This is a genomic window from Chitinophaga solisilvae (assembly GCF_009928525.1).
GTDB classification, from domain to species: Bacteria; Bacteroidota; Bacteroidia; order Chitinophagales; family Chitinophagaceae; genus Chitinophaga; species Chitinophaga solisilvae.
The window spans coordinates 289,080-303,138 of record NZ_JAABOK010000002.1 but is presented as its reverse complement, the minus strand read 5'-3'; the positions used below and the strand labels follow the sequence as shown (position 1 = coordinate 303,138).

Annotated in this window: 14 protein-coding genes; 5 read left to right on the top strand and 9 right to left on the bottom strand. The window is 47.8% G+C overall.

Annotated features, from left to right (window positions below; translation table 11 throughout):
• Positions 1-4 precede the first annotated feature (4 nt).
• Positions 5-592, bottom strand: a complete 588-nt coding sequence (ruvA, locus tag GWG06_RS04065) for a Holliday junction branch migration protein RuvA (RefSeq protein ID WP_127042621.1) — start codon at positions 590-592, stop codon at positions 5-7.
• Positions 593-787: 195 nt separating this feature from the next.
• On the opposite strand from ruvA, the gene GWG06_RS04060 reads away from it, so the two are divergent.
• A complete protein-coding gene (locus GWG06_RS04060; protein ID WP_160711499.1) occupies positions 788-1,798 on the top strand; it encodes a beta-ketoacyl-ACP synthase III in 1,011 nt (336 codons plus the stop codon).
• A gap of 116 nt (positions 1,799-1,914) precedes the next feature.
• Here GWG06_RS04060 and GWG06_RS04055 read toward each other — a convergent pair whose 3' ends face one another.
• The 4 genes from GWG06_RS04055 to GWG06_RS04040 all read right to left on the bottom strand — a co-directional run bounded on the left by GWG06_RS04055 (position 1,915) and on the right by GWG06_RS04040 (position 7,092).
• Complete coding sequence (locus tag GWG06_RS04055; protein WP_127042625.1) at positions 1,915-3,822, bottom strand: sensor histidine kinase; 1,908 nt, start codon at positions 3,820-3,822, stop codon at positions 1,915-1,917.
• Positions 3,819-5,768 (bottom strand): sensor histidine kinase, encoded by a 1,950-nt coding sequence (locus tag GWG06_RS04050; protein WP_160711497.1) that lies wholly within the window; start codon positions 5,766-5,768, stop codon positions 3,819-3,821. The genes GWG06_RS04055 and GWG06_RS04050 overlap by 4 nt, the downstream gene beginning before the upstream one ends.
• Before the next feature lie 86 nt (positions 5,769-5,854).
• The gene (locus GWG06_RS04045) at positions 5,855-6,550 is read right to left on the bottom strand and encodes an NUDIX hydrolase (RefSeq protein WP_127042629.1); all 696 of its coding nucleotides are present in this window, start codon (positions 6,548-6,550) and stop codon (positions 5,855-5,857) included.
• Positions 6,551-6,597: 47 nt separating this feature from the next.
• Positions 6,598-7,092 (bottom strand): DinB family protein, encoded by a 495-nt coding sequence (locus GWG06_RS04040; protein ID WP_160711495.1) that lies wholly within the window; start codon positions 7,090-7,092, stop codon positions 6,598-6,600.
• A 256-nt stretch (positions 7,093-7,348) separates the two neighbouring features.
• Here GWG06_RS04040 and GWG06_RS04035 point away from each other — a divergent pair, with 256 nt between their 5' ends.
• On the top strand, positions 7,349-7,816 hold the full coding sequence (locus GWG06_RS04035) for a GNAT family N-acetyltransferase (RefSeq protein ID WP_160711966.1): 468 nt from the start codon (positions 7,349-7,351) through the stop codon (positions 7,814-7,816).
• A 70-nt stretch (positions 7,817-7,886) separates the two neighbouring features.
• The gene (locus GWG06_RS04030; protein WP_160711493.1) at positions 7,887-8,738 is read left to right on the top strand and encodes a GNAT family N-acetyltransferase; all 852 of its coding nucleotides are present in this window, start codon (positions 7,887-7,889) and stop codon (positions 8,736-8,738) included.
• A 133-nt stretch (positions 8,739-8,871) separates the two neighbouring features.
• On the opposite strand, the gene fabD is transcribed toward GWG06_RS04030, so the two are convergent.
• The 3 genes from fabD to GWG06_RS04015 form a co-directional block, all read right to left on the bottom strand.
• Entirely contained in the window at positions 8,872-9,762 is an 891-nt protein-coding gene (gene fabD, locus GWG06_RS04025) for an ACP S-malonyltransferase (protein ID WP_160711491.1), read from the bottom strand.
• A 284-nt stretch (positions 9,763-10,046) separates the two neighbouring features.
• Positions 10,047-10,634, bottom strand: a complete 588-nt coding sequence (gene folE, locus GWG06_RS04020; RefSeq protein WP_160711489.1) for a GTP cyclohydrolase I FolE — start codon at positions 10,632-10,634, stop codon at positions 10,047-10,049.
• A gap of 58 nt (positions 10,635-10,692) precedes the next feature.
• Positions 10,693-11,106: a 6-pyruvoyl trahydropterin synthase family protein gene (locus GWG06_RS04015; RefSeq protein WP_127038106.1), complete on the bottom strand. Its 414-nt coding sequence runs from the start codon at positions 11,104-11,106 to the stop codon at positions 10,693-10,695.
• Between the two features lie 113 nt (positions 11,107-11,219).
• Here GWG06_RS04015 and mqnB point away from each other — a divergent pair, with 113 nt between their 5' ends.
• Both mqnB and GWG06_RS04005 read left to right on the top strand, forming a co-directional pair.
• Positions 11,220-11,906 carry a futalosine hydrolase gene (mqnB, locus tag GWG06_RS04010; protein WP_127038104.1) on the top strand — a complete coding sequence of 229 codons (687 nt, stop codon included), beginning with the start codon at positions 11,220-11,222 and terminating at the stop codon, positions 11,904-11,906.
• A gap of 24 nt (positions 11,907-11,930) precedes the next feature.
• Positions 11,931-12,722 (top strand): 1,4-dihydroxy-6-naphtoate synthase, encoded by a 792-nt coding sequence (locus GWG06_RS04005; RefSeq protein WP_127038102.1) that lies wholly within the window; start codon positions 11,931-11,933, stop codon positions 12,720-12,722.
• Between the two features lie 21 nt (positions 12,723-12,743).
• Here GWG06_RS04005 and GWG06_RS04000 read toward each other — a convergent pair whose 3' ends face one another.
• On the bottom strand, positions 12,744-14,054 hold the full coding sequence (locus GWG06_RS04000; protein WP_202182942.1) for a cryptochrome/photolyase family protein: 1,311 nt from the start codon (positions 14,052-14,054) through the stop codon (positions 12,744-12,746).
• Positions 14,055-14,059 lie beyond the last annotated feature (5 nt).

The window sequence follows — 14,059 nt, the reverse complement described above, 5'->3', positions numbered from 1 at the left end:
TTAATTATAAACTTTTCAAAGCCTTCTTTATCAGCTCTTCCAAGTTCTGCAATAGTGGTTCGTTCTTCATAACCCTTTGAATTGCCGTATCTGCCATATTACGGGCTATACCGAGAGTTACCAGTGCATTTAACGCGTCTTCATGAATAGTATTGTTTGAAGTTACAGATAAATGTAAACCGGAATCTTTTTGTTTACTGACTTTATCTTTCAGTTCCAGTATAATTCTTTTGGCTGTCTTGGCCCCTATACCTTTTACGCCTTCCAGCATTTTTTCATTTTCCATCATGATAGCCCGCTGGATATCATCCGGCTGCAGGGATGACAGCATCATTCTTGCAGTGCCGGCGCCTACACCGGAAACACTGATGAGCAAAAGAAACAGGCTTCTTTCTGCTTCTTCAAAAAAACCATATAAGGTATGGGCATCTTCCTTAATCTGGAGATAAGTTAACAATTTACAACTATCCAGGTCCTGTATCCTCGAATAGGTATTGAGGCTAATCTGTACTTCATATCCTACTCCATGTACCTCCATGTGAACAAGAGCCGGGGATTTATATGCCAATTTTCCATTCAAATACGCGATCATAGAAGGTAAAGGTTCGGTAAATTACTTAAACTTACGAAAAATGAATTAAAATGCATTTCAATTATCACAAGGGGGCAAAGATGCTAACTTTTAGCGGATTGACAATCTCCTGAATCAGATCATATGCGACTTTTTTAGGAAATATTCGTTTATATCGTATTTTTACGCCTCGATTTAAACACATATTTAGTTTATATGAATAAAATAACGGCCGCTATTACAGCGGTGGGCGGATATGTTCCGGACTACGTGCTTACCAATCAGGAACTGGAAAAATTAGTAGACACAACAAATGAGTGGATATTAACCCGCACCGGCATTTCCGAAAGAAGAATACTGAAAGGAGAAGGCAAAGGCACCTCTGACCTGTGTGTTCCGGTAGCACTGGAAATATGCAAAAAGAGAGGCATCACTCCGGCCGAAATAGATCTGTTGATTGTAGCGACTGTTACTCCCGACATGACCTTCCCCGCCACCGCCAACGTAGTGACCGATAAAATCGGCGCCACCAAAGCTTTTGGCTTTGATATCAGCGCTGCCTGCTCCGGCTTCCTCTACGCACTGGATACAGGCGCCCGCTTCATTGAAAGTGGCCGTTACAAAAAAGTAATGGTCATCGGGGCCGATAAAATGAGCTCTATCATTGATTATACCGACCGTACCACCTGCATCATCTTCGGCGACGGCGCCGGCGGCGTACTGCTGGAACCGGATACAGAAGGATACGGCCTTGTCGACAGCGTGCTGAGAAGCGACGGACATGGCCGCGAATACCTTCACATGAAGGCCGGCGGCTCCGTAAAACCAGCTACCCTCGAAACGGTAACTGCCCGTGAACACTTCGTTTACCAGGAAGGTAAAATGGTATTCAAATATGCCGTTTCCAACATGGCGGAAGCCGCTAAAGAGGTCATGCAACGCAATAACCTGACCTCCGACAGCATCGCATGGCTGGTACCGCACCAGGCCAACAAACGTATCATCGGCGCTACTTCCCAATACATTGAACTACCTGACGAAAAGGTAATGATGAATATTCACCGCTACGGTAATACCACAGCCGGCACCATTCCACTGTGCCTCTGGGATTACGAAAAGCAACTGAAGAAAGGTGACAACCTCATCATGGCAGCCTTCGGCGGTGGCTTCACCTGGGGCGCCAGCTACATTAAATGGGCTTACGACGGCGATAAAACCGGCAAATAATTTTATTATTTTTTTATTTGAGATTTTCTCTCTTATCATAGTGCTTTCCCATCTTCCGGATGACACCTTGATAAGAGAGAAAATCTCAAATAAAAAAATAATAAAATAGTAAATTCTTAGAGGCAGTATTCAAAAATCAGGTACTTCTCTACTTGTTCTTCCATGTGGAAAGTGCCATCCATTTTATGAATGAAGTCCCGGCTGATGACCAGCCCCAGGGCAAATGTATTCTCCTCCCATTGCTGCAGGACCAGTAACTTCTCTCCCACCCGTTCTCCTGCGTTGATAATGATGTTCACGATGGTTTTTTCATATTTTTTCTGAGATGAGATAATCAGGAGGCTGCCCGGCGCAGCAGTGATGATGGCTACCTGCAACAGCAGTACATTGACCACACGCAGCATTTCCTCATCCGCCGGCACTTCCAGACCTGCAGGGATACGGTTGATTACCGTCAGCCCTTTCTCCTGTATATCCGCTTTATGGATTTCCAATGCACTGATTACTGCCGCCGGCAGCAGGCAGGGAACAGCCTTGTAGGCGAAACCCGATAATTGCAGCCGGATCCATTTCAGGATGGTGTCAAATGCATCCAGGGTCTTGCGGGAAGCCCCCGCAATCTGCTTCAGCAGTGTGACCACCTCACTTTGTGCCAGCATGCCTGTTTTCAGCTGCGCGGCTACTTCCACGATATGGTGCAGCGGCGCCCGGAAATCATTTGCCAGTATGGTCAGCAGCTTATTCTTAAATTCATCGTTTTCCACCAGTGCCGCATTGGTGGCAGCGATAGCATCATAGCTTTTCTCCATGGCCCGTTCCTGCTGGCGCTTGCGGCGGTAATGCCAGTAATGGGACAGCAGCAGCAGGAGCAGCAACGCCGTTACGGTAAAGAGCCCTATTGTCAGCAGCCCCTTGTTCTTGTTTTCTGCCTGTGCCTTTTCCAGCAGCTGTTGCCGGACACTGTTTTTCATGGCCAGTGACTGCAATGCCTGCTCCTTCAGAAAGAAGCCGATGTAATTGATATCACGAGAGGCAGCCTGGTAGCGGCTTTGTGCCGCCAGCCGCATAATTTCGTTGCTGTAATATACTACCTTATCGGGCTGCCGGTGCTTGCGGTAGTAATCGTACAGCCGTGCCACCCAGTACAGATTCAGTTCAATGCTGCCTGTCTGGATGCCCAGCTGATAAGCTCTTTCCTGGTAACGGGTGGAGTCCGCAAAATATCCCAGCCGCTGAAAATCGTCCAGCTTACCGTACATATCCATGGCTACGTAAGGCATACCTCTCTGTAAGGCAATATCTGCCAGGTAATACATCTTCTCTTCTGCTTCCCTGCCCCTTCCCTGCCGCACCAGGTTATCTGCGTCATATGCTTCTACATAGAATATCTGTTTGTTAAACGGATATTTTTCAGCCACTCTTCTCCCTTCCTTTATCGCCCATTGCACAGAATCCGCCCGGGTGCTGTCTTTATAAAACCGCATGACGTAATTCACCAGCAGAATACCGTATACAGAATCCTGCTCCGGCGGCAACCTCGCCGCCAGGTGAAATGCCCGGTAGAAGTAATTATTAGCATCACCGGCCCTGCCCAGATTACGGTAAAAGAGATAAATGTTACTGAGCGTTTTGGCCATACGGGCAGAATCGCCCAGTTGCTGATGCAACTGTAACGCCTTATATCCGTAAATACCGGCGATGGTAAAATCCGTTTTCAGCGCATAGTAAAAGCTGATGAGGTCATTGGCATCTGCCAGCCCTTTGGCATTATGCTGCCGCATGGATATATCCCTTACCTGCAGAGAGTATTTAAAGCAGCTATCCAGGCTGATGACTGCATACAGCGCTGCTATCTTTCCCAATACAGCTACATATCCTGCGCTGTCCTGCTGCTGCGCCAGCTGCGCCTGCAACAGCGGCAGCTGTGGCGTACGCCTTATCTGGGCGGTAGTGTCCTGAAACACTAACAACCATGCCGTCAGGAAAACAGCTATATAACGTGTATGTATATACGCTTTTATCATGATACGATATTCTCTTCCTCACCGGGGGCTTCCGGCAGCCGGTAATAGAAAGTACTTCCCTTCACAGGATTATTGACCGCACCAATTTCTCCTTTCATCTTGTCTATAAAATCCTTGCAGATAATCAATGCCAGGCCGGCGCCTTTCCCGGTGCGCTTCTGCCGGTAGGAGTGGCTGTCGTAGGCAAACAGCCAGGGCAGCACTTCTGCCGGCACACCTGGCCCTTCATCTGAAAAAGAAATTTCTGTAAATGTATTTATTCGTATAGCCGTAATAGTTATAGTACTTCCGGCGGGCGAGAACTTAATGGCATTATGCAGGAAATTGCGGTGGATAAACTGCAGCATTTCGTAATCGCAGTGTACCTGCAGACCGGGAGGCAGCTGCTGAATAATCAGGAGCTGTTTATCTTTCACCAGGTGGTGCAGACTTTGTATCATCGCTGTCAGCATATTCTGCAGCAGGTAAGGCTTTGGGTAATACACGAAGCCGGAAAGCTGCGTACGCATCCAGCTGAGTATTTCTTCAAAAACAGTCAGCGTATTGGTAGCAGTACGTTCTACTTCTATCACCATTTCGGTGGCATCTTCAGGAGTAAGTACGGATTCATTGACAAAGCCGGTAATATCGATAATATTATGCAGGGGTGTTCTGAAATCGTGGGCAATCAGGGAGATCAGTTTATTCTTGAAATCATCGTTTACACGGAGTGTTTCATTGGAATCGCTGACTTCCTGCTGTAGCCTGCTGAGACGCTGCGCCCTGATACCGGAGGCATGATAGGAACGCAGGAATTTAAAGAACAGCAGCAGCACCAGCAGAATAACGACGATCATAAATACCAGCAGGTATTGCCAGAACCTTTGCTGCAGCCGGCTTTTCTGCAACGCACTCTCCTGTATCACCGCCTGCAGTTTCAGTGAATCCATTGTCTGATCCTGCATGGTATAGGCGATGTAATCCATTTCTCCTTTCTGCATATCATCCTGCTGCTGCTGCATAATACGCAGGGCAATGCGGCTGTATCTGGCCGCCTGCAGTGTATCTCCGCGGCGCTGGTAATGATTGTACAGGATAGTAACGGCCGGTAGTATTAAACCGATATACCCGCCGGCCATCGCATATTTCACTGATTTTTGCCGGTATTCCAGGGAATCGGCCTGCCGCAGCCATACCTTGTAGCCTGTCAGCTGCATACTGCCGTACATGGCCAGGTAGTTGAGTCCTGCGCGGGCGGCAGTATCGATGATATGTTTCAGGTCTGTTTCCGCCTGGCTGAACCGGCCGTTCATAAATGTTTCATTGGCCTGCAGCAGCTGTATAGTCAGGGAAGCCCTGACATCGCGGAACTGTTCTGCCAGGATGCCTGCCTGCAGCAAGGCTTTGGCGGCATATGGCTTCATGAGGGAATCAGCATAATATACGGTGTAATAATTCGCCAGTACCATAGCGCGCAGGGAATCGGCTTTCAGCTGCCAGGTAAGCAGAAGCGCCCGGTTAATCATACTTCTGGCATCTTTGGCGTTGCCGTTAAAGTTATAGTAGATGCCGATATTCATGAGCACCTGTGAAACATGACAGGAATCGCCGGCAGCACGGCTTTCATTCAGTGCATCATTGTAAAAGAGAAAGGAAAGATAGCGGTGCGGCCGGAACGCGTAATAGCTGCCCAGATTGCGTAGAGCATGCGCCCTGCCTTGCCGGTCATGGATACGGGTAGCCACATCGCGGGCCAGGGATGCATATTTACCGCAGCTGTCCAGCTGGCATGCCTGGTACGCAATCGCCAGCCGGTTGAGGGTAGTAACATACGCCACGCTGTCTGTAACCAGCGGCAGTTGTTTTTTCAGTTTTTCAATTCCGGAAGATTGTGCCCGGATAAATACAGGAAGCGCCAGCAGCCAGCAAAGGGCCAGCTTGCGCAGATATGGTAAATGGTCGGTCATAACGGACCCGGAAAATAAACAGAAACAGTGAATGACACGAACTGTTCAGCCTGTTCATTTTGTTCATTTTCCACCTGAAGGAAAGTCTATATTTCAAATACCAGCCCCTTGTGCATGAGCGCCTCGTAACGGGCAGGATCAAAACGGTAGAGATGCGCGCCTTTCTTGGAAGAGGTTTTGTCTTTCTCATCCAGCTTTTCCATTACATCCAGCGACAGAATTTTCTTACGGAAATTACGCTTGTCCAGCGGCTTGTTATAGATTTCTTCGTACAGGCTGCGCAACTGTGAGAGCGTGAATTTCTCCGGCAGCAGTTCAAATCCTATCGGATGAAAGTGCGCATTGTTGCGGAGCTGAACGAGCGCATCTTCTATCATACGTTTGTGGTCAAAAATCAATGGCGGTATTTCGTGCAGTTCCAGCCAGTGTGCGCCGTGTTCCTGTGCCAGCGGACGGTCGTGATCCTTGATACGGATAAGCGCGTAATAAGCCACGGAAATAACCCTGGCGCCGGTATCGCGGCCTACCTCACCATAACAGCGGAGTTGATCCATGTAAATATTTTCCAGTCCGGTGGTATGTTTGAGTACTCTGGCAGCGGCATCGTCCGTACTTTCGCCGGATTGTACGAAGCCTCCTACCAGCGACCATTCACCAGCCATAGGCGCCACTTTCCGCTTCATCACGAGCAGCTTTAATTTACCTTCATCAAAACCAAAAATGATGCAATCTACTGCCACCAGGTGTTTGGGGGCTTGTGCATAAAAAGAAGCAGCATTCATAAAAGGAGCATTTGCAGCATATATCCAGTAAAAATAATAAAATCAGCCTACTTTCTGGGCTTATAATGACGATAGTCCAGCGGAGGTATTTTTGTTGATACGCCCAGCATCCGGATCATATTCACCAGCTGACCACGGTGATAAGTGCTGTGGTTAAAAACATGCATCAGCGCATCGTGTACCGGCAGCTTCACCACACCGCTGCCGGAGGTGTTATAGGCCAGCGTATGTTCCAGCCTTACCGGCGTTGCATGCTTCACCCACTCCTGCAATGCCTGCGATTGCTGTTGCCATGCCCGGCAGGCAGCTTCAAAAGATCCCGTAAATCCGGTACTGGGGTCTACCGGTTTTTCTGTCAGCAACAAACGCTGATGCCAGATGCTCTCTGCAAACCACAAATGCAGCACCGTTTTCTTCAGCGAAGGAAAGCTGCCCCCCACCTCGGTTTCCGTCTGTGCTTCATCCAGCTTCAGCAGCACTGCGATTATCTGCTGATTGGCCCAGCAGTTATAAGATGCGTAATGCACCAGTAATTCTTTCATTTACAGCATTTATTAAATTGTCCGCATGTGAATCCTCAACAAATTACAATATTGTTTGACAATTTCCGATGTGTTTTCCCCCATCTGCCATTCATAATTTTTTATGCGGCAGATACGCTTCTATTTGATTACATTGCGAACGGCAGACAGGCAGTTCCCCCTGTATCTCCTCCGGGACAGCACAATACCCCGGAAATATAATACAGTAGCCCGTTTGATCCAAACCGTACCTGCTCAAAAATTAAATATGGAGACTATGCAAGATATAACGTTAAGGGTTGCACGAAAAGAAGATTGTCCCCGCATTATGGAACTGATCCGTGAACTGGCGGAATATGAAAACTCCGTACATGAAGTAACGGTAAGCCCTGCGGCATTTGAAGCCGCCGGATTTGGGCCTGATCCTGTATGGAAAGCATTTGTAGCCACCGTACCGGTACCGGACGGGGAACAGATCATCGGATTTGCCCTGTACTACATCCGTTACTCTACCTGGAAAGGTTGCCGCCTGTATCTGGAAGATATTGTTGTTACCTCTTCCTGGCGCGGCAAAGGTGTAGGCAAACTGTTATTCGATCAGCTGATTGCAGAAGCAAAGGAGAAACAGTTTTCCGGTATTACTTTCCAGGTGCTGGAGTGGAACGAACCGGCTATCAATTTCTACAAAAAGTATACAGACAAATTTGAACCGGAGTGGACAAATGTGCGGATAGAGTTATCATAATACGCCCGCTTATATAAATCTACTCCTGCATATGGTTAATCCTTCCTAATATTAATGAGATCTTAAGGTTATGACTTTTCTACATGATTTCCACGACCTGCGGGCTGCAACAACAGAGGTAATCAGTGAAACTTTCAATGAGGCATTCAGCGATTACATTGTTCCCCTGCATTTAACACCATCGATCCTTGAACAGAAGATGAAAGCTGAAAACCTGCAACGGCAGTGGTCTATCGGCGCCTTCAACCAGGACGAGCTGGGCGCTTTTATTCTTCATGGAACCGACAGCCAGGTAAAGCCGCAGGTACTCTACAATGGCGGTACCGGTGTAATACCCGCCTATCGCGGGCAACACCTTATTCAAAAAATGTATGAGCAGTTTATTCCTGTTTATAAGCGGCAGGGGATCAAAAAAATACTGCTGGAGGTCATTACCTCCAATCTGCCTGCCATCAAGGCTTATACCAACAGCGGCTTCAGCAAGGTGCGTCACTATCACTGCTATAAAGGCACAGTGGCTACCCACAAAACAGCGGAAAACATCTCCATAGAAAAAACAGCGGATCCCGACTGGCAGGTGCTCAGCACCTTTATGGATCAGGAGCCTTCATGGTCCAACACCATCGCCAGCATTACCCGTGAACATCCTTTCACGGCTACCTGGCAAGCCACGCTTGACGGACAGCCTGTAGGATTCATCAGCGTTCACAAGGAAAGCCGCCGCATCAGAAATATTGCCGTACATCCCGGCTTCCGCAGGCAGGGTATCGGCAGCAGCCTGCTGCAGCATGCCTCCGGGGCCCTGAATGGTCCCATGAGCATCATTAACATCGATGATAAATTCCCGGAGATTTCACGCTTCCTGGAACAGGCAGGGTTGGGGCATTATTTGTCGCAGTATGAAATGGCGATTATGCTTTGAATTGCGAATTACGAATTGCGAATTACGAATGTAGGCGAAGATTAAAACGAAGATTTAAGGAGATAACTATTAAACATCTACTTAAATCTTCGTTTTAATCTTCGCCTACATTCGTAATTCGTAATTCGCAATTCTAGTTTATCCCGTTCACCACCGTCTCCTTATTAATCTTCTGCACTAACCCTTGTAACACTTTACCAGGGCCTACTTCGGTGAATTCTTTTGCGCCGTCAGCGATCATGGCCTGAACGGATTGTGTCCATTTTACGGCGCCGGTCAGCTGATCGATGAGGTTTTGTTTGATCTGCGCAGGATCGGTAACAGCTGCTGCTACTACGTTCTGGTATACCGGGCAGGCGGGAGTATTGAAGGTAGCTTTTTCGATAGCGGCTTTCAGCTCTTCTCTGGCAGGCGCCATGAGGGGAGAGTGGAAAGCGCCACCTACCGGCAATACCATGGCTCTTTTAGCGCCGGCAGCCTTCATTTCTGCACAGGCAATATCGATGCCTTTCAGAGACCCGGAGATCACGAGTTGTCCCGGACAGTTGTAATTGGCCGGCACCACCACTTCGCCGGTTTCAGCGGCTACTTTGGCGCAGATCTCTTCTACCTTTGCATCCTCCAGGGCCAGTACAGCGGCCATGGTGGAAGGTTGCAGTTCACATGCTTTTTGCATGGCGTTGGCTCTGATTGCTACCAGGCGCAGCGCCTCTTCAAATGACAATACGCCATTGGCTACGAGTGCGGAAAATTCTCCGAGGGAGTGACCGGCTACCATTTCAGGTGTGGAATGTTCCGTGCAGAGGAACGCGATAACGGCATGCAGAAATACGGCAGGCTGGGTGACTTTGGTTTGTTTCAGATCTTCTTCAGTACCACCGAACATGACGTCGGAGATACGGAATCCTAAGATTTCATTAGCTTTCTCAAATAATTCTTTTGCTTTTGCATTGGTGTCATACAGGTTTTTACCCATGCCCGGAAACTGTGAGCCTTGTCCGGGGAATACGTATGCATGCTTCATGTGCTTATATAGTATTTAATTTCAAATGAAATATATTCCAAATATACAATCTATTAATTTATAGAAAAATCCGAATACAACTGCGCTAAAATTGCATTAAAAAACAGTTACCGGCAAAAATGGTTCAACCAGTAAACATTTGAGATTTATTTATTTGAGATTTGATTATTTAAACGCAGCGAAGTTATAGGCTTACATCTTCGCTGCGTTTAAATAATCAAATCTCAAATAAATAAATCTCAAATGTTTACTGGTTGAGCATTTTTCCGGATAACAGGAAAGTCCTATCTGCCGATAAGTTTCATGAATTCGCTGCGGGTAGCTACGTCACCAAACTGGCCGCTGTAAGCGGATGTGGTGGTCACCGAGTTTTGCTTTTGTACGCCGCGCATCATCATACAGAGGTGCTGTGCTTCAATCACCACTGCTACGCCTTCCGGCTGCAGTGTTTCCTGGATAGCGTCCAGGATCTGATGGGTCAGCCGCTCCTGTACCTGTAATCTGCGTGCGTAAACATCAACTACACGGGCAATCTTACTTAAACCGGTGATATAGCCGTTCGGAATATAAGCTACATGAGCTTTTCCGAAGAAAGGTAACATATGATGCTCACACATCGAATACAACTCTATATCTTTCACAATGACCATCTCACTGTATGATTCTGTGAATTTAGCACCATTCAGAATTTCTTTTGCGTCCAGCTGGTAGCCCTGTGTCAGGAACTGCATGGCTTTAGCCATGCGTTCAGGCGTTTTTTCCAGGCCTTCGCGCCGGGCATCTTCTCCCAGCAGCTCCAGGCATTCCTTATAATTCTTTACAAGACCGGACGTGATCTTTTCGTCGTAACTTTCAACCTTGTTATACGCCATTCTTATATGATTTTATCAATTCCAGATGCAGATCCGCACTAGCCAGACAACACCGGTATTACTTTCCACCGTAATACTCTACGTATATACGTGGTGTTTCATATAATTTGATACAATGCAGCTGCACTTCCGCAGGCAGATGTTTTGTCAGCTGATCCCAGATGGCAATAGCCAGATTTTCGGCAGAAGTAAACTTACCCGCCATAAAATCAACATCCAGGTTCAGATTACGATGATCCACCTTCTCCACCACATGATCCTTGATAATGGTACCCAACGTCTTGGCATTGAATACAAAACCAGTATCCGGATCAGGATTTCCCTTCACAGTTACATGTAATTCATAATTATGTCCATGCCAGTTATCATTGGCACATTTACCAAATACTTCCTCGTTTTTTTCCTTGCTCCAGCCCGGGTTAGACAACTTATGCGCTGCATTAAAGTTCTCTACACGCGTTAAATAGATCATTATTGCGAAAAATTTTTGCAAAAATACCACTATTCTCCGAGTCGATCCAATTATTCCTGATTACTGTCAATTGTTTTACACGGGCGATGTCATTTTTGGCGTAATTTTATCGGATGAAATTACTGGTTACAGCTGCCACCATACTGGAAATAAAGCCCTTTATCACCTTCCTGGACCATCAAAGCCAGCGTATATCCGATACGCAGTACCGGCTGGCCAATTGTTACATCGATGTTCTCATAGCCGGTATAGGCATGATGCATACTGCTTTCAGCCTCGGTACCCACCTGGCTGTCCGCAAGCCAGATATGGCACTCCAGGCCGGTATTGCAGGCTCTTTCCGCCGGGAATGGCAACTGGGCTCCCTTGTAATGGTAGACCGGGAATACCTGGCCGACCTTGGTGCGGAAGACAACGATCAGTTTAAAGATTTATTTGATATAAATCTCTGGCAACCTTCCCAGCCACCATTTACAGGCACTGCCCTGGTAAATACCTTTGCCGGACTACCCTGCCTGCCTGAGTTGCCCCGGGCAACCAGCGTCAGTGTAAACCTCGTCAGCGGCAGCGCACAAACCATCACCCGCCTGGAAACCAGGTATATGCCCGATGTGGAAAGCATGGAAGGCGCCGCTTTCCACTATGCCTGCCTCACTTCCGGCATCCCTTTCCTGCAGCTCCGCAGCATCTCCAACTATGTGGAAATACGCGATAAAAGCAAATGGAAAATACCACTGGCCATAAAAACATTAAATGATGAGCTGATCTCCATCGTACAGACGATCGCCGGCTTATCCTGACAGTTACTAAAATTTTGCTCGTATATGCACTTATCACTAGGATTTTCACCCTGCCCGAACGATACCTTTATCTTTGATGCACTGGTGAATAATAAGATCGATACGGAAGGATTTACTTTCGACACACAACTGGAAGATGTGGAAACCCTCAACCGATGGGCGCTTGAAGCCAGACTGCCTATTACCAAACTGAGCTTCGCCGTATTCCTGAAAGTAAGGGATCAGTACGAATTACTGAACAGCGGCAGCGCACTGGGTCGCGGATGCGGCCCCCTGCTCATCGCCAGGAAAGACATTCCTGCAGAGGACATAAAAAACCTGACGATTGCCATACCTGGCGAAAACACCACCGCCAACCTGCTCTTTTCTATCGCTTTCCCGGAAGCGAAGCACAAAAAAGTAATGCTTTTCTCAGAAATAGAAAATGCAGTACTCAACGGTGAAGTAGATGCCGGCGTTATCATTCATGAAAACCGCTTCACCTATCAGCTCAAGGGCCTGGTGAAACTCATGGATATGGGCGAATACTGGGAACAGACAACCGGCAGTCCTATTCCGCTGGGTGGCATCTTCATCAGAAAAGACATTCCCGCTCCCGTACGCGCACAGATAGATCAGTTAATCCACAAAAGCCTGCAGCACGCCTACACAGGCTATCCGCAGCTGTCTGATTACGTGAAATCCCACGCGCAGGAAATGGATGAACAGGTTATGCGGCAGCATATCGACCTGTATGTAAATGATTTCAGCCTCGACCTGGGCGTCGAAGGCAGAGCCGCCGTTGATGCATTGATGCAGGCGGCTGAAAAACGCTGATACCTCCGGCACTTGACAGCATCAGCTGTTAAGTGCCTTTTTATATACTTCTATAGCCCGCTTTCTCGCTTCTTCATGGGCCACCACCGGCTTCACGTAATCAAACGATTCAAATTCCGGTACCCACCGCCGGATATAGGCCAGGTCTTTGTCAAATTTCTGTGTCTGCAACGTTGGATTAAATACCCTGAAATACGGCGCGGCATCACAGCCGGATCCTGCCGCCCACTGCCATCCGCCATTATTGGCGGCGAGGTCATAGTCCAGCAACTTAGCAGCAAAATAGGCTTCTCCCCAGCGCCAGTCTATCAGCAGGTGCTTGGTTAAGAAACTGGCGGTAATCATACGTACGCGGTTGTGCATATACCCCGTGGCATTCAGTTCCCGCATTCCTGCATCCACAATGGGATAGCCGGTCTGCCCGTTACACCAGGCGGCAAACCCCTTCTCATCATTCCGCCACGGAATATTATCATATTCTCTTTTAAAGGCATGCCCGACCACATGTGGAAAATGAAACAGTATCATCTGATAAAACTCACGCCAGATAAGCTCTTTCACAAAGAGCTCATTCAGTTGCATAGCCCGCCGCATTACCTGACGAATGCTCACGGTACCGAAACGCAGATGCATACCCAGCCGCGAAGTCCCTTCCAGGGCAGGAAAATCGCGGGTTTTATCATAGTGCTTTATCAGCGCCTCCTCCAGTTGCTTCGCAGGAAAATGACGTTCCCCCGCTGTGAAACCCATTTCCTTCAACGTTGGCATATGCTGTGCCGGCTGCCGGTAAAAGCCCAGGCAGTACTTCTTTACGGGATAGGATTTTAACATGAAGGGCGTTATCGCAGCCAGCCACTTCTTACTGTAAGGTGTAAAAATCGTATATGGCTCACCGTTATCTTTCAATATTTCATTCCTGTCAAAAATCACCTGATCCTTATACGTATGAAAGGAAATGTTCTTTTCTTTCAACTGCTTTGCCACAGCGGTATCACGCTGTTTTGCATAAGGCTCGTAATCATGGTTCGCAAATACTTTCGCCACCTTGTATTTGCTTGTCCAATGTGCAAATGCTGCCTCCGGCGTACCATAGAAAACATCCAGCGAAGCACCCAGCTTTTGCAGCGCAGCATCCATCTCCTCCAGCACAGCATGAATAAACGTCACACGCCGGTCCTGCCTGTCTTCCAGGTCGTCGAGAATATGCGTATCAAACACAAACACGGGCACCACCGGATATTCATCACGCAATGCATGATACAATGCCGCCTGATCATCCAGCCGTAAATCACGGCGCAACCAGCAAAGACTAATCATTTGAGATGTGTTCATTTGAG